At 72.2% G+C, this 22,292-nt stretch carries 21 protein-coding genes and 1 pseudogene; 17 read left to right on the plus strand and 5 right to left on the minus strand.

Annotated elements, in window-relative coordinates; translation table 11 throughout:
* The 4 genes and pseudogenes from AC1DQF_RS14165 to AC1DQF_RS14180 form a co-directional block, all read left to right on the plus strand.
* A pseudogene (locus AC1DQF_RS14165) lies at window positions 1-1,173 on the plus strand (NAD-glutamate dehydrogenase); the annotation flags it as partial.
* A gap of 64 nt (window positions 1,174-1,237) precedes the next feature.
* Entirely contained in the window at window positions 1,238-1,807 is a 570-nt protein-coding gene (locus AC1DQF_RS14170; RefSeq protein ID WP_477525862.1) for a SigE family RNA polymerase sigma factor, read from the plus strand.
* Window positions 1,804-2,889 (plus strand): hypothetical protein, encoded by a 1,086-nt coding sequence (locus tag AC1DQF_RS14175; RefSeq protein WP_477525863.1) that lies wholly within the window; start codon window positions 1,804-1,806, stop codon window positions 2,887-2,889. Before AC1DQF_RS14170 ends, AC1DQF_RS14175 begins: the two co-directional genes overlap by 4 nt.
* Before the next feature lie 582 nt (window positions 2,890-3,471).
* The gene (locus tag AC1DQF_RS14180) at window positions 3,472-4,380 is read left to right on the plus strand and encodes an SDR family NAD(P)-dependent oxidoreductase (RefSeq protein WP_477525864.1); all 909 of its coding nucleotides are present in this window, start codon (window positions 3,472-3,474) and stop codon (window positions 4,378-4,380) included.
* A 74-nt stretch (window positions 4,381-4,454) separates the two neighbouring features.
* Here the strand turns inward: AC1DQF_RS14180 and ku are convergent, their stop codons facing one another.
* Window positions 4,455-5,426: a non-homologous end joining protein Ku gene (ku, locus tag AC1DQF_RS14185; protein ID WP_477525865.1), complete on the minus strand. Its 972-nt coding sequence runs from the start codon at window positions 5,424-5,426 to the stop codon at window positions 4,455-4,457.
* Window positions 5,427-5,533: 107 nt separating this feature from the next.
* On the opposite strand from ku, the gene ligD (AC1DQF_RS14190) reads away from it, so the two are divergent.
* The 4 genes from ligD (AC1DQF_RS14190) (at window position 5,534) to AC1DQF_RS14205 (ending at window position 9,640) form a co-directional block, all read left to right on the plus strand.
* Complete coding sequence (gene ligD / locus AC1DQF_RS14190; RefSeq protein ID WP_477525866.1) at window positions 5,534-6,478, plus strand: non-homologous end-joining DNA ligase; 945 nt, start codon at window positions 5,534-5,536, stop codon at window positions 6,476-6,478.
* The gene (ligD, locus tag AC1DQF_RS14195) at window positions 6,475-7,392 is read left to right on the plus strand and encodes a non-homologous end-joining DNA ligase (RefSeq protein ID WP_477525867.1); all 918 of its coding nucleotides are present in this window, start codon (window positions 6,475-6,477) and stop codon (window positions 7,390-7,392) included. Before ligD (AC1DQF_RS14190) ends, ligD (AC1DQF_RS14195) begins: the two co-directional genes overlap by 4 nt.
* 337 nt (window positions 7,393-7,729) lie before the next feature.
* Window positions 7,730-8,419 (plus strand): response regulator transcription factor, encoded by a 690-nt coding sequence (locus tag AC1DQF_RS14200; protein WP_477525868.1) that lies wholly within the window; start codon window positions 7,730-7,732, stop codon window positions 8,417-8,419.
* A 3-nt stretch (window positions 8,420-8,422) separates the two neighbouring features.
* Window positions 8,423-9,640 (plus strand): sensor histidine kinase, encoded by a 1,218-nt coding sequence (locus AC1DQF_RS14205; protein ID WP_477525869.1) that lies wholly within the window; start codon window positions 8,423-8,425, stop codon window positions 9,638-9,640.
* A 13-nt stretch (window positions 9,641-9,653) separates the two neighbouring features.
* Here the strand turns inward: AC1DQF_RS14205 and AC1DQF_RS14210 are convergent, their stop codons facing one another.
* From AC1DQF_RS14210 to AC1DQF_RS14220, 3 genes are read right to left on the minus strand one after another with little or no spacing between them, the layout of a single operon-like run.
* Entirely contained in the window at window positions 9,654-10,988 is a 1,335-nt protein-coding gene (locus AC1DQF_RS14210; protein ID WP_477525870.1) for a wax ester/triacylglycerol synthase family O-acyltransferase, read from the minus strand.
* A complete protein-coding gene (locus tag AC1DQF_RS14215; RefSeq protein WP_477525871.1) occupies window positions 10,985-13,105 on the minus strand; it encodes a dehydrogenase in 2,121 nt (706 codons plus the stop codon). Before AC1DQF_RS14215 ends, AC1DQF_RS14210 begins: the two co-directional genes overlap by 4 nt.
* Before the next feature lie 25 nt (window positions 13,106-13,130).
* Window positions 13,131-14,219, minus strand: coding sequence for an SDR family oxidoreductase (locus AC1DQF_RS14220; protein WP_477525872.1), 1,089 nt, complete (start codon window positions 14,217-14,219; stop codon window positions 13,131-13,133).
* Window positions 14,220-14,375: 156 nt separating this feature from the next.
* On the opposite strand from AC1DQF_RS14220, the gene AC1DQF_RS14225 reads away from it, so the two are divergent.
* Together AC1DQF_RS14225 and AC1DQF_RS14230 are read left to right on the plus strand one after the other, a co-directional pair.
* Window positions 14,376-15,137 (plus strand): globin domain-containing protein, encoded by a 762-nt coding sequence (locus AC1DQF_RS14225; protein WP_477525873.1) that lies wholly within the window; start codon window positions 14,376-14,378, stop codon window positions 15,135-15,137.
* A 290-nt stretch (window positions 15,138-15,427) separates the two neighbouring features.
* Window positions 15,428-16,825: a sulfatase-like hydrolase/transferase gene (locus AC1DQF_RS14230; protein ID WP_477525874.1), complete on the plus strand. Its 1,398-nt coding sequence runs from the start codon at window positions 15,428-15,430 to the stop codon at window positions 16,823-16,825.
* A 55-nt stretch (window positions 16,826-16,880) separates the two neighbouring features.
* Here the strand turns inward: AC1DQF_RS14230 and AC1DQF_RS14235 are convergent, their stop codons facing one another.
* Window positions 16,881-17,345, minus strand: a complete 465-nt coding sequence (locus AC1DQF_RS14235) for a hypothetical protein (RefSeq protein WP_477525875.1) — start codon at window positions 17,343-17,345, stop codon at window positions 16,881-16,883.
* A 267-nt stretch (window positions 17,346-17,612) separates the two neighbouring features.
* Between AC1DQF_RS14235 and AC1DQF_RS14240 the strand changes: the two genes are divergently transcribed.
* The 7 genes from AC1DQF_RS14240 to AC1DQF_RS14270 are packed head-to-tail and all read left to right on the plus strand — an operon-like array spanning window position 17,613 to window position 22,183.
* Window positions 17,613-18,866 (plus strand): CpaF family protein, encoded by a 1,254-nt coding sequence (locus AC1DQF_RS14240; RefSeq protein ID WP_477525876.1) that lies wholly within the window; start codon window positions 17,613-17,615, stop codon window positions 18,864-18,866.
* A complete protein-coding gene (locus AC1DQF_RS14245; protein ID WP_477525877.1) occupies window positions 18,866-19,720 on the plus strand; it encodes a type II secretion system F family protein in 855 nt (284 codons plus the stop codon). The genes AC1DQF_RS14240 and AC1DQF_RS14245 overlap by 1 nt, the downstream gene beginning before the upstream one ends.
* Window positions 19,717-20,658: a type II secretion system F family protein gene (locus AC1DQF_RS14250; RefSeq protein WP_477525878.1), complete on the plus strand. Its 942-nt coding sequence runs from the start codon at window positions 19,717-19,719 to the stop codon at window positions 20,656-20,658. The genes AC1DQF_RS14245 and AC1DQF_RS14250 overlap by 4 nt, the downstream gene beginning before the upstream one ends.
* Window positions 20,659-20,699: 41 nt before the next feature.
* The gene (locus tag AC1DQF_RS14255; RefSeq protein WP_477525879.1) at window positions 20,700-20,909 is read left to right on the plus strand and encodes a hypothetical protein; all 210 of its coding nucleotides are present in this window, start codon (window positions 20,700-20,702) and stop codon (window positions 20,907-20,909) included.
* Between the two features lie 4 nt (window positions 20,910-20,913).
* A complete protein-coding gene (locus AC1DQF_RS14260; RefSeq protein WP_477525880.1) occupies window positions 20,914-21,306 on the plus strand; it encodes a TadE/TadG family type IV pilus assembly protein in 393 nt (130 codons plus the stop codon).
* On the plus strand, window positions 21,303-21,746 hold the full coding sequence (locus AC1DQF_RS14265; protein ID WP_477525881.1) for a hypothetical protein: 444 nt from the start codon (window positions 21,303-21,305) through the stop codon (window positions 21,744-21,746). Before AC1DQF_RS14260 ends, AC1DQF_RS14265 begins: the two co-directional genes overlap by 4 nt.
* Window positions 21,743-22,183, plus strand: a complete 441-nt coding sequence (locus tag AC1DQF_RS14270) for a pilus assembly protein TadG-related protein (RefSeq protein WP_477525882.1) — start codon at window positions 21,743-21,745, stop codon at window positions 22,181-22,183. The genes AC1DQF_RS14265 and AC1DQF_RS14270 overlap by 4 nt, the downstream gene beginning before the upstream one ends.
* The last annotated feature ends 109 nt before the right edge of the window (window positions 22,184-22,292 follow it).

The raw sequence follows: 22,292 nt of genomic DNA on the forward strand, positions 1-22,292 counted from the left end.
GCGCTGGCCAACGCCAGCGCGCACTCGGGCGGGCTCCTGCACGTGCACGAGGACTGGATGAAGCAGCTCGAGCAGCGCGGCGTGCTCAACCGTGAGCTCGAGGGGCTGCCCTCGTCGAGGCAGGTCCGCCGGCGCCTCGACCGGGGCCAGGCGCTGTCGGTGCCCGAGCTCTCGGTGCTGCTCGCGTGGACCAAGATCGTGCTGGCCGACGAGCTGCTTGCCTCCGACCTGCCCGACGACCCGTACCTCCGAGACGACCTGCTCGCCTACTTCCCGCAGCGGATGCACGCCGACCACGTCGCGGCCATGGAGCACCACCCGCTGCGCCGGCAGATCATCGTCACCCAGGTGGTCAACGACCTGGTCAACGGCGCCGGCATGACGTTCTGGCCGCGGCTGGCGGGGGAGACCGGCGCCTCGCCGGCCGACCTGACCCGCGCCAACTTCGTGGCCCGTGAGATCTTCGGCTCGCTGCCGCTGCGGCAGGAGATCGCGTCGTACGACAACGTGGTCCCGGCCGAGCGGCAGACCCGGATGCGCATCGAGATGCGCACCCTCGTCGAGCGGGCCTCACGCTGGCTGATCAACAACCGCCGCCCGCCGCTCGACTCCGAGGGGACCGTCGAGTTCTTCCGCGAGCGGGTGCAGGCCGTGATGGCCGAGCTGCCCGGGCTCATGAGCGGTCGCGAGGCCGACGGCTTCGAGGCGCGCCGCGACAGGCTCACCGGCCAGGGAGTACCCGAGGAGCTCGCCACGCGGGTGGCCGTGCTGTCGCCGGCCTACGCCCTGCTCGGCATCATCGAGACCGCCGAGGAGCTGTCGCTCGAACCGGCCCAGGTGGCCCGGGTGCACTTCGCGCTGGGCGAGCGGCTCGGACTGCCGGCACTGGTCGACCGGATCTTCGCGCTGCCGCGCGAGGACAAGTGGCAGACGATGGCCCGGGCGACGCTGCGCGACGACCTGTACGCCGTGCACCAGCAGCTCACCGCTGCGGTGCTGTCGACCACGGACGCCGACGACTCGGCGCCCGGTCGGGTGGCCGAGTGGGAGGACGCGGACGCCGAGCTGATCGGTCGCGCGGCCGCGACGCTCGAGCAGATCTGCCGGGACGAGGCCGACCTGGCCCGGCTCTCGGTGGGCCTGAGGGTGGTGCGGTCGCTGCTCAGCCGCTGACCGGTCGACCAGGAATCTCCGAGGTCGGGGCAACCCGGCCGCCCCCCGTCGGCATCCAAGGGGCATGGAGAGCACGGGGACCGAGGCGACGACGATCGACCGGGGGAGAGCCGTCGTGACGCACGAGCGGGACTTCCCGGTGTACTTCACCGCGACCTGGCCGCGGATGTACCGCACGGCCCTCGCGATCACGCGTGACCCCGCCGGGGCGGAGGACGCCTGCCAGGCCGCCTTCGCCAAGGCGTACGCCGCGTGGTCCCGCGTCTGCGCGGCCGAGCACCCGGACGCCTACGTGCGCCGGATGGTGGTCAACGAGGTGCTCGGCACCCGTCGCTCGGCGTGGTGGCGTCGCGAGCGACCGCACGCCGACGTCGGTGAGCCGCCGCCGCAACCGTCCGCGGAGGACGGCGTGGTGGACCGGAGCACCCTGTGGGACGCCGTCGCCGCGCTCCCGCCGCGCCAGCGTGCCGTGATCGTGCTGCGCTACTACGAGGACCTCAGCGAGGAGCAGATCGCCGCCACCCTCGGCTGCTCCCGCGGGACGGTGAAGTCCCAGGCCTCCGCCGCCCTCGGCAACCTCCGCCGCACCACCGGTGCGGCCCTCCACGCACTCGACGAAGGAGAGCTCGCATGAGCACCGACCTGCGCGACGCCCTCTCCGACCGCCTCGACCGGGTGTCGGCGCCCCCGGGTGACCTGGTGGCCGTGATGCGCGACGGTCGCCGGATCCGCACCCGTCGCCGTGCCGCAGTCGCCGGCGTCATCGCTGCCACGCTCGTCGTCGGCGGTGTGGCGGTCTCCCAGCTGATGGGTCCGTCCGACACGCGGGCCGGTGAGGGCCAGGTGGCCACCGACCCGACCGTCGTCACCACCCCCGCCGACGGGCTGCGGGCCTACGCCGACCCCGGCGGTGTCCTGCACTTCGGGGGGCGGACTGTGCCCGTCGACCAGGTCGCGGGGCTCGACACCGACGCGGTCGCGACGCCCGGTGGCGTCGTCCACTACGACGCCGGTCGCCCGGTGCTCCTGGACCTCGACGGGAACACCACCATGATCGAGGGAGCGGTGGAGGCACCCCGGGACTGGCATCCGACGGCCAAGGCCGACTCCACCTCGTCGGAGGTCGCCGTCGCCATCCTGAGCGACGGCGGGCCCCGGCTCTTCGTCCTCGACACCGAGACCAGGGAGCTCGTCGACATGATCGACGTCGTCTGTGGGGGCTGTGACGTGGTCATCGATGCCTTCGACGACGGCGCGGTGTTCTTCCGCGACGGTACCGGCACCAAGGTCTGGGACCTCGACGGCGACTTCACCCGCCCGTTCGCAGGGCCCCGGACGTCGATCGCCGACGTCCGCAACGGTGTCGTGCTGTACGACGGCGCCCTCCCGCAGCCCGAGCCGGGCGTGGGCCAGCGCGACTACACGTTCGTGCCCGGGGCCATCGACTCCCAGCTCACCCACGACGGGGCCCACGTGCTCGCGTGGTCGAGCACCCTGGAGCCCACGGGTGCGGGTGAGCCGCTCCAGCTGTCGGTCACCGAGAAGGACAACGCGGTGCAGTGGACGATCGACACCGACGGGTCGATCCTCGTCGCCTCGCGGTCCGGCAGCGCGACCCTCGTCCACGACTGCGACTCCGTGACAGGGGCGTGCGAGCGCGTCGACGCCCTCGAGGTGACCGGTGGCGACCTGATGTTCCTCGGCAACGACATGTGACGACATGTGACGAGCGGGCACTTCCTGGCACCTGGGCGGGCCGAGCGGGCACTTCCTGGCACCTGGGGTGCGCCGAGCGGCGGTGCGGCGGCGGCACACGCACAACTGGCGGCGTACGACGGGTGGGTCGACGCAAGCCATGTCGTCCGCCGCCACTTGGTGAAGGTCCGGGGCCGTCGCGGTCGAGCGGGCACTTCCTGGCACTTGGGCTGGCCGAGCGGGTACTTCCTGGCACCTGGGCGGGCCGAGCGGGCACTTCCTGGCACCTGGGGTGCGCCGAGCGGCGGTGCGGCGGCGGCACACGCGCAACTGGCGGCGTACGACGGGTGGGTCGACGCAAGCCGTGTCGTCTGCCGCCACTTGGTGAAGGTCCGGGGGCGTCGCGGTCGAGCGGGCACTTCCTGGCACCTGGGCGGGCCGAGCGGCGGTGCGGCTGCGGCACACGCGCAACTGGCGGCGTACGACGGGTGGGTCGGTGAGCTGCCTGTCGTCCGCCGCCAGTTGAACGACGCCGGGACTCGCCTCATGGCGGTGGAGCCGCGGCGAGCAGGCCGACAGATCCCACGGTCTAGGGTCGGCGCCGTGAGCCTGCTCCTCCAGACCCCGCGCGCCYGGATCGCCCGACTGACGCGTCGCCTGACCGGTGGCGAGAGCCCGCTCTTCGGGGCAACGGTCATGATCACCGGGGCGTCCTCGGGCATCGGCGAGGCGACGGCGTACGCCGCGGCCGGGCGCGGGGCGCACGTGCTGCTCATCGCCCGCCGTGCCGACGAGCTCGACCGGGTGCGGGCAGCGATCGTGGCCGACGGCGGTCGCGCCACGGCGTACGTCGTGGACCTCACCGACGGCGCGGCGATCGACGCGCTCGTGGAGCGGGTGCTGGAGCAGCACAGTGCCGTCGACTACCTCGTCAACAATGCCGGCCGCTCGATCCGACGGTCGCTGGAGCTGTCCCACGACCGCTTCCACGACTTCGAGCGGATGATGGCGGTCAACTACTTCGGCCCGGTCCGGCTGACCATGGGGCTGCTGCCGGCCATGCGGGCGCAGCGCTTCGGGCACGTGCTCAACGTCGTCACCTGGGGCAACCAGGTCAAGGCGCCCAAGTTCGCGGCGTACATCGCGGCCAAGAGCGCGCTCGACGTGTTCGGCCGGATCATGGGTCGCGAGGCGTACTTCGACAACGTCACCTGCACCAACATGCGCGTCGCCCTGGTGCGCACGCCGATGATCGGCCCCACCGACGCGTACGACGGTCGCCGGGCCGAGTCGCCCGAGCACTGCGCCGAGCGCATCGTCCGCGCCCTGGAGGACCGCCCGATCACCGTCGACGGGGCCATCGGCCGGTGCGTCGAGGTGCTCAACCTGGTGGCGCCGCGACTGTCGGACTTCCTGGCCGCCGAGATGTCGCGGCGGATGCCCGACTCCGCGGCGGCCCGGGGAGAGACCCCGGCGGACACGCGACGCTTCACGCGTACGAGCGCATCCTGAGGGCCTGAGCCCGAAGGAGCGGCCGGTGGTCCCGTCCGGCGGTGGCAGCGCCACTGCGCGGTTCGTGGGCGCGGCTAGCTGGCCTTCTTGGCCGCGGCCCTCTTCGCCGGTGTCTTCTTGGCTGCCGTCTTCTTGGCGGGGGCCTTCTTCGCCGCCGCCTTCTTGGCCGGAGCCTTCCGGGCAGACGCCTTCCTCGCGGGCGCTGCGTCCTCGTCGGAGCTGTCGGAGCCGTCGTCGGACGAGTCCTCGACGGGCGCCTCGCCGCGGGCGGTCTTGGCGGCCGCGACCGACTTCTGCAGTGCGGCGAGCAGGTCGACCACCTCGCCGGAGGTCTTGGTCGAGGTCTCGGTGCGCTTGACCTCCCCGCCCTCGATCTTGGCCTTGACCAGCGCCTCGACCGCGCCGGCGTAGTCGTCCTCGAACTCGGAGGCGTCGAAGTCGCCGGCCAGGGTCTCGACGAGCATGTGGGCCATCTTGACCTCGGCGTCCTTGACGTCGCCGACCTCCACGTCGAAGTCGGGCACCCGGACCTCGTCGGGCCACATCATGGTCTGCAGCACGATCACGTCGCCGGTGTCGGTCTGGCGCACCCGCAGCACCGCCACGGAGGTCCGCTGGCGCAGTGCCACGGTGACCACGGCCATCCGGTCGGCGTCCTTGAGGGCCTGGCGGAGCAGGGCGTAGGGCTTGGCCCCGGACTTCTCCGGCTCGAGGTAGTAGGACTTCTCGAAGAGCATCGGGTCGATCTGGTCGCTGGGCACGAACTTCTCGACCGCGATCTCGCGCGACGAGGTGGCCGGCAGCTCGGCCATGTCGTCGTCGCTGAGGATGACCATCTCGCCGTCCTCGGTCTCGTAGCCCTTGGCGATGTCGGAGTAGGGCACCTCCTCGCCGTCGAGGGAGCAGACGCGCTGGTACTTGATGCGCCCGCCGTCCTTGGCGTGCACCTGCCGGAAGGACACGTCGTGGGACTCGGTCGCGGCGTACAGCTTGACCGGCACGCTCACCAGGCCGAACGACACGGCGCCCTTCCAGATCGCGCGCATGGGACCACCTCTCGTCGACGTGCAGTCCCACCAGTATCAGGGGTGACAGCCCCGCCGTCACCTGTGCGGGCGGTCCGGCCCGTCCCTCCGGGTGGCACACTGCGGCCATGGCTCCCGCGCCGCGCCCGATGCTCGCCACCAAGGCGGACCACCTGCCGACGGGAGAGGGCTGGTCGCACGAGGTCAAGTGGGACGGCGTACGGATCCTCGCCGACGTGCGCGCCGGCGACGACGGGAGGGCCAGGCTCTTCACCCGCAACGGCAACGATGCGTCCATCGCGTGGCCGGACGTCCACGACAGCCCGCTCGGCGACCGCGACCTTCTCGTGGACGGGGAGGTGATCGGCCTCAACGCCGAGGGCCTGCCCGACTTCTCCGTCATCCAGGAGCGCATGCACGTCCGCTCCGCGACCACCGCGGCCCGGCTCGCCGACCGCATCCCCGCGACGTACATGGTCTTCGACCTGCTGCGTCTCGACGGTGACGACCTCACCGACCGGCCGCTGTCCGAGCGCCGCGAGCTCCTCACGGGACTGGGGCTCTCGGGCACGTGGCAGGTGCCCGAGTCGTACGACGACGGCGCGATGCTCCTCGACGCCACCCGGCAGCAGGGGCTCGAGGGGGTGGTGAGCAAACGGCTGTCGTCGCGCTACACGTTCGGCGCGCGCAGCGCCCACTGGGTCAGGCTCGCGCACCGGCACCGGTTCTCCTACGTCGTGGCCGGCTGGCGTCCGCAGGAGGGCACCAGCGACCGGCTGGCCGCGCTGCTCGTCGGGGAGCAGACACCGGAGGGCCTGATGTACCGCGGCCGGGTCGGCAGCGGCATCGGCGGCGCCGCCAGTCGGCTGCTGACCGAGCTGCTCGCCGGGTCGGCACGCGACGACAGCGCCTTCGCCGACGAGGTGCCGCGCGTGGACGCCACGGGCACGCACTGGGTCGAGCCCCGCGTGGTCGTCGACGTCGACACCCACAGCCGCACGCCGGGCAGGCGCCTGCGCCAGCCGTCGTACCGGGGGGTCCGCAGCGACCTGTCGCCGGAGGACCTGGCGTGACCGAGCTCCAGGTCGACGTCGAGGGCCGCACCCTGTCGATAAGCAACCTCGACAAGGTGCTCTACCCGCGCACCGGCACCACCAAGGGCGAGGTGCTCAACTACTACGCCACCGTGTCGGGCGTGCTCCTCCCGCACCTGCGCGACCGCGCGGTGACCCGCATCCGCTGGCCCCACGGCGTCGAGGGCAACAGCTTCTTCGAGAAGAACAAGCCGGCCGGCACCCCGTCGTGGGTGCGCACGGCCAGCGTGCCGACGACGGGCAGCCGGGCCCGTCGAGCCGGGGTGGAGAGCGACCGGGACACCCTCGACTTCCCGATCTGCGACGACCTGGCCACGCTCACCTGGCTGGCCAACCTCGCCGCGCTCGAGCTGCACGTGCACCAGTGGCGGGTGACGAGGGCGGGTCGCCCACGCAGGCCGGACCGGCTCGTCATCGACCTCGACCCCGGCGAGCCGGCGAGCCTGCACGAGTGCTGCCGCGTGGCGCTGCTGGTGCGCGACGCCCTGGCCGAGCGCGACCTGGCGTGCAGCCCGGTCACCAGCGGCAGCAAGGGCCTCCACCTGTACGCCGCCCTGCCGCAGGGCAGCGGGGGCCCGGACAGCGACGGCACGACCGGGCTCGCCAAGGAGGTGGCGGAGGAGCTCCAGGGCGCCCACCCGACGCTGGTGACCGCGGCCATGACCAAGGCCAAGCGGCCCGGCAAGGTCTTCCTCGACTGGTCCCAGAACTCCGGGTCCAAGACCACCATCTCGCCGTACTCCCTGCGCGGTCGCGCGCTGCCCACGGTCGCCACCCCGGTGACCTGGGACGAGGTGGAGGCGGGCGCRGAGGACCCGCTCGGTCTGGACCAGTTCCGCTTCGAGGAGGTCCTCGAGCGGGTGCAGGAGCACGGCGACCTCTTCCTGCCCTGAGCGCCCGGGACCGCCGTCGAGGGTCGCGCGGACGACCCGGATCCGACCGTCGAGAGGGGTCCTGACGGCTGTTACCGAACGGTGGAGCAGATGTGTGGGCCGCGTAGGCCCGTGGTGGGACCGGCGTGACGGGCGCGATCCTAGGTTTGTCCTGTCGACCTGGTCGACACCCAGACAACCGTGGTGGGTTGGGACTGCCCGGTCGACGTACCCCCTTCGTCGGCCGGGCCATCCAACCTTCGCAGCGGTTGCCCACGACGACAGCCCCTCGGGGCCGAGGACGCCAGCCATGCAGAGTGCCGAGCTCGACGAGCCCGTCGCAACTATGCTCGCGGACATGGCACAGGTTCTGGTCGTCGAGGACGAAGAAGACATCGCATTCCCGCTCGTCCGCACGTTGGAGCGCGAGGGATACGGCGTCGTCTGGGTCCCCAGCGGCCGTGAGGCCCTCGCCCACCTCGCATCGGCCTCGGCCGACATCATGATCCTCGACCTCGGCCTGCCCGACATGGACGGGCTGGACGTGTGCCGGGCCGCCCGCGACGGCGGCTTCGAGGGCGGCATCATGATCGTCACCGCGCGCGCCGGCGAGCTCGACCGCGTGGTCGGCCTCGACTTCGGCGCCGACGACTACCTCTCCAAGCCCTTCGGCCTCGCCGAGCTCCAGGCCCGCGTCCGCGCGCTCCTGCGGCGCAGCCAGGCCAACGCCGTGCCGAGCGAGGAGACGGCCGTCGACCCGTCGGCGCTCCGCATCGACACCGACGCCCGCCGCGTCATGCTGGCCGACGCCGAGGTGGCGCTGACCGCCAAGGAGTTCGACGTCCTCGCCCTGCTCGCCGCACACCGCGACAAGGTCGTGCCGCGTGAGCAGCTGATGAGCGAGGTGTGGGACGAGAACTGGTTCGGCTCGACGAAGACGCTCGACGTCACGATCGGCCGGCTGCGCAACAAGCTGGAGGAGGCCGGGTCGTCGGACCGGGTCATCGCCATCCGTGGCGTGGGCTTCCGGCTCGAGGGTGGGGACTGACCCGTGCGTGAGAGGCTCGCTCTCGCCTTCGTGGGCCTCGCACTGGTGATCGTCGTCGTCGCCGGGCTGGTCCGTGCGTTGACCCTCGGGGACATCGTCCACTCGACGGAGGCCGACGACCTGCACCAGCAGGCGCTCGTGGTCGGCCACCTGGTCGACGGGCTCGAGCAGTCCGGCGCGTCGGTCGACGCCGCCGCCCTGGCCGGGGTCGCGGCCCCACACGTCCGGCTGGTCGTGGAGCGCGCCGGTCTCGACGACCTGGTCGTCGACGGTGCCGGGTACGACGCCGCGGCCGCCGACATCACCGCCTCGCGCACCGTCGGCGGTGCCACCGTCACCCTCGTCCAGGACGCCACCGTCGCCGACGAGATCGTGGCCAAGGCCCGCGGGCCCCTCTACGCGCTGCTGGCGGGACTGGTCGTGCTGGCCGGGATCCTCGGCCTCGCCCTCGCCTCCGCCTTCTCGCGCCCGTTCCGCGACCTCGCCGAGTCGGCCGCCGCCCTCGGTCGCGGTCGCTTCGACATCGAGGCGCCCCGCTCGCGCATCCCCGAGGTCGTGTCGATCTCCGACTCGCTGCGTGCCAGCTCGCTGCGGCTGCAGAAGTCCCTGCGCCGCGACCGCGACTTCTTCCACCACGCCTCGCACGTGCTGCGCACCCCGCTGACCGGGATGCGGCTCGAGCTCGAGGAGCTCACGCTGCGCGGCGACCTCGACGCCGACGTGCGGCGTACGACGGCACGGTGCCTGTCCGACGTCGAGCGCCTCGACTGCACGATCGCCGAGCTGCTCGAGCTCGCCCGCGGTCGCGCCCTCGTCGAGGGCGCCGAGGTCAGCCTGCTCGCGCTGGGCTCGCACATCGCCCAGCGGTGGCGCGGTCAGCTGCCGGAGTCCCGCGAGGTCAAGGCGTTCGTCGACAGCGGGCCCGAGCTGCTGCTGACCCCCGGTCCCGTCGAGCAGCTCCTCGACAGCGTGCTGCGCGACGTGCGCGAGTCGGGCAGCGGCCCGGTGATGATCCGCTTCGCCGGCCAGGACGAGCACGTCCGGGTCACCGTGAGCTCCGGCTCGCCCGGCCCGTACGCCGMCGTGTCGGGCACCCTTGCCCTCGCCGCCGAGGTGCGGACCAACGCCGACGTGGCGCGGACGCTCACCGAGGTGCTCGGGGGGCGCTACACCGGCGACGCCACCGTGGACCAGCTCGAGATCCTGCTGCCGCGCCGCTGAGGACCGGCCCGCCTCACGACCCGGCCGACGCCTCCCACAGCGCGTCCAGCTCGGCCTCGAAGAACGCGACGAGCTTCTCCGGGGCCGACACCGTGGCGGCATCGACCTTGAACCCGACCCGGACCGTGTCGGCATAGCTGAAGATGCACACGCCCAGCGTCTGCCCGCCCGAGCCCGGCACCCACCCGAGCACGCCGGTGACCCCGACGCCGGCGAGGTAGCGCGGCTCCCGCGGGCCGGCCACGTTGGTGGTGACCCCGATCGCCTTGCCCGCGAAGAAGTCGACCAGCGGGGTGTCGACGACGTGCAGGTGACCGATGCCCTCGGCCATGGCCGAGGTGAGGAAGACCTCCGGCGAGTCCTTGATGTGCTCCATCCGCCGGTGCACCTCGGCGAGCCGCGCCAGGGGGGCCATCTCGGCCGTGGGCAGGTGGAGCATGACCAGGGCGAACTTGTTGCCGAGCTCGCGGGGCAGCGGGGCTCCCKGGGGTCGGATGTTGACCGGCACCATCGTCGTCAGGTGCTCCACCGCCTCGCCGAAGGTCGAGAGGTAGCGGGTCAACGCGCCGGAGAGCGCGGCGATGAGCACGTCGTTGACGGTGCTCCCGGTCCGACTGCCGATGGTCTTGACGTCGGCGAGCGGGTGGGGCGGTGACCAGGTCACCCGCTTCTCGACGCCGGGCTCGTGGCTGAGCAGGGTGCGGGGCAGCACGTCGAGCAGCAGCTTGCGCGTGACGGCCACGCCCTTGAGCGCCGTGGCCGGGACGGTCGGCAGGCTCAGCGTGCTGCGCAGCAGGCCGGTGGCCGTCGAGGTGACGGTGCGGCGCCCGGGGGGCGGGGGGCCGGAGTCGTCGTACGCGTCCCGGCCGTCGGGGGAGGGGTCGGTGAGGGTCAGCATGACCTGGGCCAGCGCCATGCCGTCGGCCATCGCGTGGTGCAACCGCGAGAAGAGGACCGAGCCCTCGCCGTACCCGTCGATCAGCCAGGCCTCCCACAACGGTCGGCTGCGATCGAGCGGTCGGCTGACCTTCTTCTCGATGAAGGCCCGCAGCTGCGCGTCGCCCCCCGGCTTGCGCAGCCTGGCGCGGTGCAGGTGGTGGGACAGGACGAAGTCTGGGTCGTCCTCCCAGCCCGGTAGCTCCCACAGGTGGGCGGCCTCGACGGGCCGCTGGTGGAAGACGGGGTAGGCGTCGACGAGTCGTTCCTGGACGGTGTGCCGCAGACGCGTCCAGTCCAGCGGTTGCTCGGTCCACATGATCCCGTCGATGACCATCAGGTGGTTGGGCCGGTCGGCGTGCAGCCACATGGCGTCGGCGCCGCCCATGGTGCGTCGGGTCCCGGCGGTCACGGCGACGTCCCCGTGCTGGGGGTGCGTCCCGGCTCCCCGGCCTCCTTGGCCGCCAGGGCGAGCGCGCGGGTGCGAGCGATGTCCTCGGCGGTGTGGACGCCGTTGACGCCGGAGATCGTGGCCAGCCTCATGCCGTGCACGAGCCCGAGCCGGTAGATCTCCTTGACCTTCTCCCACTCGATGTTGCGGCCCACGGTGAAGCTCTCGAACCGTCCCTCCAGGGCCAGGACGACCGTCTCCGCGAGACACGCGTACGCGACGTTCTTCGGCAGGCCGATGTCGCGCATCTGCACGTCGCCGGGCAGCTCGATCTCGCCGGACTCGATCACCAGCACGTCGGGTCGCTTCGCGACGTCCTCGGCGGACAGGTCGAGGGGCCGGGCGACGTCGGTGATCACGCAGCCGGGCTTGACGGCCATGATGTCGAGGACCCGCTTGCCGGCCCCCGACGTGGCCGTGACGATGAGGTCCATCTCGGGCAGCGCCTCGTCGGGCGTGGCCGCGATGTGCACCTCGACACCGGGGTGCTCCTGCTCGATGAGCTCCTTGAGGGCCAGCAGCTTCGCGGACTCCGGCGAGACCAGCCACAGCCGGGCCTCGGCGACCGCCAGGAGCCGGGCACAGACCGACCCGATGGCGCCGGTGGCCCCCACGACCATCGCGTTGCCCCGCAGCGCCCCGTCGGCGTCGACCTCGGCCAGGCCGAGCCGGCGCAGCGCGTCGTGTGCGGCCCACAGTGCACCCGAGGCGCTGTAGCTGTTGCCGGTCGTCACCGGCAGCGGYGCCTGCCGGGCGACGGTCACCCCGGCGTCGCCGACGACCTTGGTGAAGGCACCCAGCCCCATGATCTGCGCGCCGAGCTTGCGGGCCGTCTCGGCCGCGGCCAGGAGTCGTCGGTAGGTGAACTCGGGGCTGTGGGCCATCATCTCGTGCGGGGTCCCGCCGACGCTGATGAGCCAGCCCTCGGCCTCCGCACCGGTCGGTGACGTGATGCCGGTGACGTGGCTGTAGGTGAACGGCGGGCTGTAGGCCACGGCCTTCTCGACCAGGTCCATGACGGGCCGGGGCGCGATGCGCGAGACGGTGCGCAGGGGCTCGACGTTGCGGAGGTACTCCTGCGACAGCGGGTGGATGACGAACGCGAACCGGCTCCGGCGCCTCGGTCCGTTGGGTCGGAGCAGCCGCGGCTCCAGCCCGGCGGCGACGATCATGTCCAGCAGGTCGTCGTGGGTGAGCGTGCTGCCCTCGTGCACGGACGCGGTCATCAGGGCCTCCAGCGTGGCCGCGTTGACGGTGACGTCGTCGAAGGGCTGCGGCGTCACGTCGACGACCAGGTCGACGCCGCGATCGCCGAGGTCGACCAGTCGCTCCGGCGAGATCGAGGTGGTGATGAGGGTCTTCCCCGCGAGGTCCTCGAGCCCGAAGCCGTTCAGCTCGTCGTACGTCGCGACGAGGACGTCGCAGTCGCGGGCCGCCCGCCGGGCCAGGGCGCGTGCGGCCAGGTGGCCGGGGGCGGTGAGCTGGGACCGCACCCCGTCGGGGACCAGCCGCAGGGACAGGGTGGTCGCGTCGCCGACGGCGTCGGCCGCGAGGCCCACGGCCCGGACGACGTGCAGGGGGTCGGGCAGCAGGTCGGACAGCGGGCCGGGCAGGCCGGGGCGGGGCAACAGGTCGGCGTACCGGATGTTCTCGGTGTGCTCGCGCAGGATCCGGGTCGTCCGGTCGTGGTGTCGTCCCCCGAGCACCACCGTCCGGGCGTTGGTGAAGTAGCCCGGCATCTCGGTCTCGACGCGGCGTACCGCCCACTCCTGCAGGACCCCGAGGAGGTCGGCCCCGTCGGTGGCCGGGGTGGAGCCGGCCTCCGTCATGATGCGTCGGCGGGCCCGGAGCTCGCCGCCGTACGGGTGGACGGCCTGCGCCTCACGGACGCCGGTGACGGCGAGGGCGGACGCCCTGGGTGCCCACTCGCGGACGAGGTCGCACGCGGTGTCCACGTCGCCGGCCGTGCCGCGGCGCACGATCCTGAAGGTCGTCCCGAGGAAGGTGACCCGGGTGTCGTGGTCCCACTCCGGGCCCATCAGGCTGACGTTGACGACCACCGGCGTCCCGAGTGTCATGTCGCGTCCTCTCGTGCCCGTCTCATCAGGCCATCGCCGCGGAGTCGAGCTCGGGGTGCTCGACCATGTAGTCGAGGAGCCGGGCGGAGTAGTCCGCGAAGCGCGGGCAGACCACGCCCGTGCCGGCGAGGTCGGTGGTCGCGTGGGTGGTGTCGTAGGTGGTGGGGGAGGCGAAGTAGTCGAGCGCCTCCACCGGCAGGCCCATCAGCCGCTCCACCAGCGGCAGCGAGACCGCCGCCCGGGTCAGCGACAGCGGCACAGGCACCCAGACCACCCGTCGGCCCAGGCGTCCGGCGACCGCGTCGACGAGCTCGCGCACGGTCGGCGGCTCCGGGTCGGTGAGCGCGTAGGTCCGGCCCCGCGACACGTCCAGCACCGACAGCCGATCCATGGCCTCGACGACGAAGTCGCGGGGCGCGAGGCAGAAGCGCACCCGGTCCGGGTCGCCGACGGCCGGGACGACGGCGAGCGGCAGCTGGCGGCGCAGGAAGGTGGCCAGGAAGTAGGGGCCGTCGTACTTCTGGGTCTCCCCGGTGCGGGAGTCGCCCACCACGATGCCGGGTCGGTAGACCGTCGCCGGCAGCCCCGAGTCCATCGCCCGGCGCACCAGCCGCTCGGCCTCGTACTTCGTCGACTCGTAGTGGTTGCGGAACTCCTGGCCGACCTCCAGGTCGTCCTCGCGGAACTCGCCGTCGTGGCGCCCGCTCACGTAGCAGGTGCTGACGTGGTGGAGCCGCTCGAGCGCGGGCAGACCGCTGCACAGCTCGAGCACCCGTTCGGTGCCGTCGACGTTCACCCGGCGGGCCACCTCCTCGCCCACCGCGAGGTCGTAGACGGCCGCGAGGTGCCACACCTCGGTGACGTCCTCGAGCATGGCTCTGTCCGGCGGTGTGAGGCCGAGTCCCGGGGCCGTGATGTCGCCGACGACGAGCCGGACCCGGCCCGCCACGTGCGGCTCGGTGGCCTCGATCCCGGTGAGCCTCTCGTGGGCCACGGCCATGTGCCGGGCCTGGACGAGGCAGACCGCCTGCGCATCGGGTCGCCGGGCCAGCAGCCGACCCAGCAGGGCCGAGCCCAGGAAGCCGGGGAACCCGGTCATCAGCAGCCCGGTCATCGCGTCACCCTCCTCGTCCTCGTCGCCGCTCCAGCGTCGCAGCGCCCGATGGGCAGCGCGTAGTGCCGAACGTCCTCTCGCGCCGGGCAAGGGCCTTGACGAGTTGTGTAAGCATGTAATCAACGAGCGTCCGTGGAGTGCGGGGAGGGCAGGCCGATGGTCGTCGAGTACATCCGGTACCGGATCGAGCAGGACCGTCGCGCCGGCTTCGAGGCCGCGTACGCACGGGCCGCGCAGGTGCTCTCGCGGGCCCCGCAGTGCGTCGGGTTCGAGCTGACCCGCGGTGTGGAGGAGCCGTCCGGCTACGTCCTGCGGATCGAGTGGACCTCGGTGCCGGACCACGTGGAGGGCTTCCGCGGGGGCGGGCTCTTCGGCGACTTCCTCGCCGAGATCGAGGGCTACGTCGCCGACATCGAGGAGATGCGCCACTACGAGAGGACCGGCGTCCACGGGACCGGCGCCTCCGTCCCGTCGCTGTACGACTGGGCCGGTGGGGCGCCGGCGCTCGAGGAGCTGACCGCGGCGTTCTACGCCACGGTGCTGCGCGACGACCTGATCGGGCCGCTGTTCGCGCACATGGACGAGGGTCACCCGCGGTACGTCGCTATGTGGCTCGGYGAGGTCTTCGGCGGCCCCGCCCGCTACACCGAGGAGCGCGGCGGGTACGCGCAGATGCTCGGCCACCACCTCGGCAGGTCGATCACCGAGCCGCAGCGCCGGCGGTGGGTCGCCCTGCTGTGCGACGCGGCGGACGAGGTCGGGCTCCCGGCCGACCCGGAGTTCCGTGCCGCCTTCCTCGGCTACCTGGAGTGGGGCACCCGGCTGGCCGTGACCAACTCCCAACCGGGCGCCCGGCCCGTCCAGGAGGCACCGGTGCCGCGCTGGGGATGGGGCGTCGCTCCGCCGTACCGCGGCTGAGACGCGGCTTCGCACCGGCCGCGCGGTCGCGCTGGGCCGCCACGTGCCGAACCCCCCCGGCTCCGCGACGGGGTGACTAGCCACATCGGATCGTTGACCCGGTCCGTAGCCGAGCGCATGCTCGAACGAACAGTTGCCTCGCACTGCTGGCCGCAGACGTGGGCCTCCTGGCTCCGGGACCGGGAGCCGAGGTCGGGAATCAGCGCGTGGCGCTGCCGGTCCGTCGGAGGCACTGGCGCGTCCGGATGCGTGTGATCCGAGGCGCCGAGGCAGTGGAGGGGAGTCCAGCGATGCGATTCAAGTGGTTGTCCGTCATCTGTGCGATCGCCCTGCTTCAGCTCGTGGCACCAGCTCCTGCGGCGCAGGCCGCACCCGCGCCGAACATCTTCTTCTACAACCTGGACGATCTGCGCGACAAGGTCCCGGACGGCGTCGACCCCCTGCAGGTCATGCCGAAGCTGCGGCAGTGGATGGCCACCGGCACCCGCTACAGCACGACGTTCGTCGCGGACCCCTCCTGCTGCCCGTCGCGGTCCTCGCTGATGACCGGTCGCTACCCGCACAACAACGGGGTTCGACTGCAGTCGCAGGGCCCCAGCTTCGACCATCCGCACTCGATGGCGTGCTACCTGCAGAACGCCGGCTACTCGACGTACGTGGACGGGAAGTTCCTCACGACCTGGCCCAAGACCAGCCTGCCCCCGTGCTTCACCCATTCGACGGTGATGTGGGGTGGTTACAGCAACGTGCAGGTCAGGATCGACGGCGTCGCGAGGAAGGCAACCGGTTACTCGACCACCTACCTGGGAGTGCGTGGTCGCGAGTACATCCAGCAGTCGGTCAGTCAGGGCAAGCCGTTCCTGCTGTACGAGACGCCGCAGGCGCCGCACGAGGTCGACGTCACCAACCCGGACGGAACGGTGTCCAAGCTCGCCGTTCCCGAGGCGAAGTACGCCTCGGTCCCGACCGGTCCGTGCGCGGGGCTGCCGGAGCCGGACCGGGCCGACAAGCCGCCCTATGTGCGCAACCAGAACCACACCGCGGCCGAGAACCAGAGGCTGTGCGAGAGCAACCTGCGGGCCATCATGACCGCCGACGACGAGTTCGGCGCCACCATGCAGATRCTGTCCGACCTGGGGGTCCTCGACAACACCCTCGTGATCTTCTCCTCCGACAACGGGCTCATGTGGGGTGAGCACGGCCGCCACTCCAAGTTCGTGCCCTACGAACCCTCCGTGCGGGTGCCGCTGCTGCTGCGCTGGCCAGGTCACGTGGCTGTGGGGACGAACGCCACCCGGATCGTGTCCTACCTGGACCTGCTTCCCACCATGCTCCAGGCCGCCGGTGTGACCATCCCGGCCAACGCACCCCGACTGGACGGTGAGTCGCTGCTGGGGCCCTCCTCGCGCACCACGATGTTCTCCGAGTACTACCTGGACTCGGCGAACGGGACCGTGCCCACCTGGAGGATGGTGCGCACCAGCACCGCCAAGTACATCCAGACCTACAACACCAGTGGCGCCGTCACCTTCCGCGAGTACTACAACCTGGCCTCGGACCCCAGCGAGCTCACGAACCTCCTGGGTGACGGAGTCACCTCCAACGATCCACCGGCGTCCCAGATCACCTCGCTCACCACCCGGTTGAACAGTCTGGCCACGTGCGCAGGCACGTCCTGCGTCCAGTGAGGCAGCCGCGCGGCGGGAGACCCGGTCGCCGGCCGCGGTCGTCCTGCAGATGGCCTCACCAGCTCACTCGGCCCACCACCCGGTCCGAGAGCTCGGAGGTCGCGGGATCGAACGTGCCGTGCCAGGTCAAGGAACCGGTGGCTCCCTCAAAGCGGCCCGTGCCGCCGGTGACGGGGCCGGAGACGTCGTAGCTGCTGAGGTCTGGTGGGGCCTGGCCGCTGTAGGTGCCGGTCAGGGTCGAGCCGTCGGCGGCGGTGATGGTGAACGCGCCATCGGTGATGGCGCCGGTGACGACGTTGATGGTCTCGGCGCCTTGGAGGGTGTAACGGCCGACGTGGGTGCCATGGCCGGTGGCGTTGTCGGAGGTGCGGATGAGGTTGCCGGACGCACCGATGATCTCGGCGACTCCGGCGTCGGACGACCTGAACGGCACGGAGTGGTTCGCGGCCAGAGCCGGGGTGGACAGTGCGAGGGATGCGGTCACGGCGAGGGCAGCGACAAGACGGGCGGAAGAGGACATGACAGGCTCCAGATCGGACGGACGCCCCGCGAGAGTGCCTGTCCGTCGCGTCGACGAACAGACGCGTGGGGTTGACATCGACTATCCGCTCGGTGGCGGCGAATCGCAACGCGTGTGACCGCATCTTCTGGGTCGTTCCGACAGTTGCGACACGTGCCGGGACGACGCGGCTGACGGTTGTCCACAGGCTTTGCCTTCGCCCGTGTGTGAGGCGCTCCAGCGTGGGTAGGTTGGCGCGCAGAAACCCACTCGGGACGGGGGCCTCCGGTGACTGTGACGCGACAGGACTCGCACGGCGAGCTCGTCGAGATGCTCGACGGCCAGGTGCGCGAGCGCGTGCGCTCGGACGGCGTGGACCCCCAGCGCGACGCCGGTCTCGTGCGCCGCATCGCCGAGGACGTCGTACGCCGACACGACGAGCGCAGCCTCACCGGTGCCGTGGTCCCGGTCGCCGATCCAGACAAGGTCGTCGGCGAGCTGATCGCCCGGGTGTCGGGCTTCGGTCCGCTGCAGCCGTTCCTCGACGACCCCGAGGTCGAGGAGATCTGGATCAACGACCCCAGCCGGGTCTTCATCGCCAGGAGGGGTCGCCACGAGCTCACCAACCTGATGCTCAGCCCGGCGCAGGTGCGCGAGCTGGTCGAGCGGATGCTCAAGTCCAGCGGGCGGCGCATCGACCTGAGCCAGCCCTTCGTCGACGCGATGCTCCCCGAGGGGCACCGCCTGCACGTGGTGCTCGAGGGCATCAGCCGGGGGTTCTCCGCGGTCAACATCCGCAAGTTCGTGGTGCGGGCGAGCCGAATGAGCGACCTGGTCGAGCTCGGCAGCCTCTCGTCGCAGGCGGCGGCCTTCCTGGACGCCTCGATCCGGGCGGGGCTCAACATCCTGGTCGCCGGCGGGACCCAGGCCGGAAAGACGACCTTCCTCAACTGCCTGGCCGCCGCGATCCCCGGTGGTGACCGGGTGATCTCGGCGGAGGAGGTGTTCGAGCTCCGCTTCAACCATCCCGACTGGGTGCCGATGCAGACCCGTCAGGCCGGGCTCGAGGGGACCGGCGAGATCGCGCTGCGCGACCTGGTCAAGGAGGCGCTGCGGATGCGGCCGAGCCGGGTGATCGTGGGGGAGGTGCGGGCCGAGGAGTGCCTCGACCTGCTGCTCGCCCTCAACGCCGGGCTGCCGGGCATGTGCACACTGCACGCCAACAGCGCGCGCGAGGCGCTGGTCAAGATGTGCACGCTGCCGCTGCTGGCGGGGGAGAACATCTCGGCGCGCTTCGTCGTGCCCACCGTCGCCAGCTCGGTCGACCTCGTCGTCCACCTCGGCATCGACGAGCACGGCGTACGCCGCGTCAACGAGATCGTCTCCGTCCCCGGCCGGGTGGAGAACGACATCATCGAGACCGAGCCCCTCTTCGAGCGCAGCGACGGCGAGCTGCGCCGGGCCGCCGGCACCCCGACCCGGGTGGAGCGCTTCGCAAGGATCAGCATCGACGTCCACCAGATCCTGGCGGGCGGTCGCTGATGGGCGCGCTCGTCGGGCTCGGGGTGGGGGTCGGCCTGCTGCTCGTCTGGTCGGCGTTCCACCTCCCGCGCTCGCCGAGGGCCGTGCGGCCGGGCGGCACGCGGGCCGAGCAGCTGCTCGCGCGCTCCGGCCTGGGCGACGTGTCAGTCACGAGCCTGGTGCTGCTCTGCGTCGTGCTGACCACGGTCGCCTTCGTGGTCATCCAGGCGGTGTCGCGCACGGTGCCGGTCGCCGTGGTCTTCGCACTGATGGCCGGCTGGGCGCCGGTCCTGGTGCTGCGACAACGCGCCGCCCGCCGCCAACGGGAGTTCGCCGAGGTCTGGCCCGACGCCGTCGACAACCTGGCCAGCGCCGTGCGCGCGGGGATGTCGCTGCCGGACGCCCTCGCCGCGCTGGGCACCAACGGTCCCGAGGCCCTGCGGGACGCCTTCGAGGCGTTCGCCCTGGACTACCAGGTGACCGGCCGCTTCCACGAGTCGCTCGACCTCCTCAAGGTGCGGCTGGCCGACCCCGTCGGTGACCGGGTCGTCGAGGGTCTGCGGATCGCGCGCGAGGTCGGTGGCGGGGAGCTCGGTCGGCTGCTGCGCAACCTCTCCGGCTACCTACGCGACGAGGCCCGCACCCGGTCCGAGCTCGAGTCGCGGCAGGCGTGGACCGTCAACGGTGCCCGCCTGGCGGTCTCGGCGCCATGGGTCGTGCTGCTGCTGATGTCCTTCCAGACCGGCTCGGTCCAGGCCTTCTCCTCGCCCGCCGGCGTGGTGGTCCTGACCATCGGCGCCGTCCTGTGCGTGGTCGCCTACCGCGTGATGATGCGCATCGGCCGGCTGCCCGTCGAGAGGCGGATCCTGGCATGACGCTGACCATGTGGGGCGCGGTCCTCGGGGCCCTGGCGGCCGGAGGGCTGCTGCTGGTCGTCGTCCGGTTGCTGGCGATCCGCCGCCCGCAGCTCGCGCTGCGCGTCACGCCGTACGTCCGGGACCTCCCGCAGGTCGGCCGCACCCCCGCCCTCAAGGTGGCCTCGGCGTCCCCGACGGTGGCGGCCGCCGGGATCTTCGGGCCGTTCCTGCGCTCCGCCGCCGACGGCGTCGAGCGGGTCCTCGGCGGCGAGGCCTCCGTACGCCGCCGCCTCGTGCGGGCGGGACTCGACAAGACCGTCCACGAGTTCCGTGTCGAGCAGGTGATGTGGGGTCTCGGAGGCTTTGCGCTCTGCGCCGGGTGGCAGCTGCTGCGCTCGGTCACGGGAAGCGTCAACCCGGTGGTCGCCCTCGGCCTGTGCCTCTTCGGCTTCGCGGCCGGCGTGCTGCTGCGAGACAACCGGCTCTCGGCCCGGGCGATCGAGCGGGAGCGGCAGATGATCCTCGAGTTCCCCGCCATCGCCGAGATGCTGGCGCTGGCCGTCGCCGCGGGCGAGAGTCCGGTGGCCGCACTCGACCGGGTCGTACGCCGCAGCGGCGGCGAGCTCTCCGTCGAGCTGGCCGGCGTGCTGGCCCGGATCCGCACCGGCACGCCGGTGGCGACGGCCTTCGAGCAGATGGCGGCCGGCACGGGGGTCTCGATGGTCGCCCGCTTCGCCACCGGCATCGCGGTCTCCATCGAGCGCGGCACGCCCCTGGCCGACGTGCTGCACGCCCAGGCGGGCGACGTGCGCGAGGCGGGCCGCCGGGCGCTGATCGAGACGGCCGCGCGCAAGGAGGTCTTCATGATGGCGCCCGTCGTCTTCCTCGTGCTGCCGGTGACCGTCCTGTTCGCCTTCTTCCCAGGCGCCCTCGGCCTGCGCGTGGTCGTGCCGTGACCCACCAGACCCGTCCAACCCACTCACCCTCGGGGGAACCGATGATGCACACACCACTGCACACACCAGTCGCAGAGCTCCTGCTCCGCCTCCACCTGGCCTTCACGGCTCCGCGACGCGACGAGCGCGGCGACGTACCGGGCTGGGTGATGGTCACCGTGATGACCATCGGCCTGGCCATCGCGATCTTCACCTTCGCCGAGGAGCCCCTCAAGAACCTGCTCAGCGCCGCGTTCAGCCGGGTCAACTAGGGGCGTGCGCACCGTCCGGCGCCGAGGGGAGCGCGGCTCGGCCGTCGTGGACTTCGTCATGGTCCTCGTCGTCCTGCTGCCGCTGTTCATCGGGCTGCTCCAGCTCGCACTGGTGCTGCACGTGCGCAACACCCTGTCCTCGGCGGCCGCAGAGGGGGCCCGCGCCGCCGCGGTCGCCGGTGCCACCCCGCAGGACGGCGTGGACCGGGCCCGCGAGCAGATCATCGGGGCACTCTCCCCGGAGTACGCCGAGTCCATCCGCGTCGAACCGGTCGCCATCGGCGGGGCGCCGGCGTACCAGCTCAGCATCGACGCCCGCGTCCCCACCCTCGGCCTCGGCGGCATCGCGATCGAGTTCTCGGTGAGCGGCAACGCCATCCGTGAGGAGGCGCCGTGAGTCGGCGCGACGAACGAGGGAGTGCCCTCGTGGAGTTCTGCTGGGTGGGACTGGTGCTCTTCATCCCCCTCACCTGGATCGTCATCTCGGTCTTCGAGGTGCAGCGCGGCGCCTTCGCGGTCAACGGTGCCGCCCGGGCCGCGGCGCGGGCCTTCGCGCTGGCCCCCGACGACGCCACCGGCGCGGCGCGGGCCCGGGCGGTCGCGACCCGGACGCTCGCCGACCAGGGCAGCGAGGGGATGGTCGCTGACGTGCAGGTGACGTGTGGCGGGCTCCCGAGCTGCCACACCGGCACCGCCGTGATCACCGTGGTCATCCGCTCCCGCGTCGAGATGCCGCTGCTGCCCGAGGTCCTGGCCTCCGAGCGCCGCAGCTTCGGCCTCGAGGCCCGACACACGGTGCCGATCGGCCAGTACGTCGAGGCGGGGGAGGAGCGGTGAGGCGCGCTGAGCAGGGCTCGGCCATCCCGCTGATCGTCGGCCTCGCGGGGGTGCTCGTCCTGGCCCTCGCGGTCGTCGTCAACGCGTCCTCGGCCTTCATGCAGCGCCAGTCGCTCGACACGCTGGCCGACGGGGCCGCGCTCTACGGCGCCGACATCGGCTCCGCCGGCGTGTACGCCGAGGGCCTGCCCGCCGAGCGGCTGCTCCAGGACGAGCGGGCGGTCCGTACCGCGGTGCAGGACTACCTGCGGCGGGTCGGGGCCTACGACACCTACGGGGACATCGTGGTCGTCGCCCGGGTCGACGCGGTGGYGCGGGCGGTCACGGTGACCCTCAGCGCGCCCCTCGAGCTCCCGCTCACGGTGCCGGGCACCCCGAGCCGGCCGACGGTCTCCGCCACCGGGCGCGCGGCGGTGACGATCGAGCCCGCCGGCTGAGGGGCGCCAGCCCGGGTCGATCTGCGGCGACGGCGTCCCACACGGGCCTCCTGCCGCGCATCACCAATCGTGGCGACATCGCAAGGACTTCTTCGCCATGCCTGGCCAC

The sequence above is a fragment of the Nocardioides sp. P4_G4 genome, from assembly GCF_056401085.1.

What these genes read in the sequence shown, in the direction of transcription:
- ligD (WP_477525866.1), top strand. Translation starts at nt 5,534, where the DNA reads ATGGCTCCCGCGCCGCGCCCGATGCTCGCCACCAAGGCGGACCACCTG.
- AC1DQF_RS14170 (WP_477525862.1), top strand. Translation starts at nt 1,238, where the DNA reads ATGGAGAGCACGGGGACCGAGGCGACGACGATCGACCGGGGGAGAGCC.
- AC1DQF_RS14200 (WP_477525868.1), top strand. Translation starts at nt 7,730, where the DNA reads ATGGCACAGGTTCTGGTCGTCGAGGACGAAGAAGACATCGCATTCCCG.
- ku (WP_477525865.1), bottom strand. Translation starts at nt 5,426, where the DNA reads ATGCGCGCGATCTGGAAGGGCGCCGTGTCGTTCGGCCTGGTGAGCGTG.
- AC1DQF_RS14220 (WP_477525872.1), bottom strand. Translation starts at nt 14,219, where the DNA reads ATGACCGGGCTGCTGATGACCGGGTTCCCCGGCTTCCTGGGCTCGGCC.
- AC1DQF_RS14245 (WP_477525877.1), top strand. Translation starts at nt 18,866, where the DNA reads ATGGGCGCGCTCGTCGGGCTCGGGGTGGGGGTCGGCCTGCTGCTCGTC.
- AC1DQF_RS14255 (WP_477525879.1), top strand. Translation starts at nt 20,700, where the DNA reads ATGATGCACACACCACTGCACACACCAGTCGCAGAGCTCCTGCTCCGC.
- AC1DQF_RS14175 (WP_477525863.1), top strand. Translation starts at nt 1,804, where the DNA reads ATGAGCACCGACCTGCGCGACGCCCTCTCCGACCGCCTCGACCGGGTG.
- AC1DQF_RS14250 (WP_477525878.1), top strand. Translation starts at nt 19,717, where the DNA reads ATGACGCTGACCATGTGGGGCGCGGTCCTCGGGGCCCTGGCGGCCGGA.
- AC1DQF_RS14235 (WP_477525875.1), bottom strand. Translation starts at nt 17,345, where the DNA reads ATGTCCTCTTCCGCCCGTCTTGTCGCTGCCCTCGCCGTGACCGCATCC.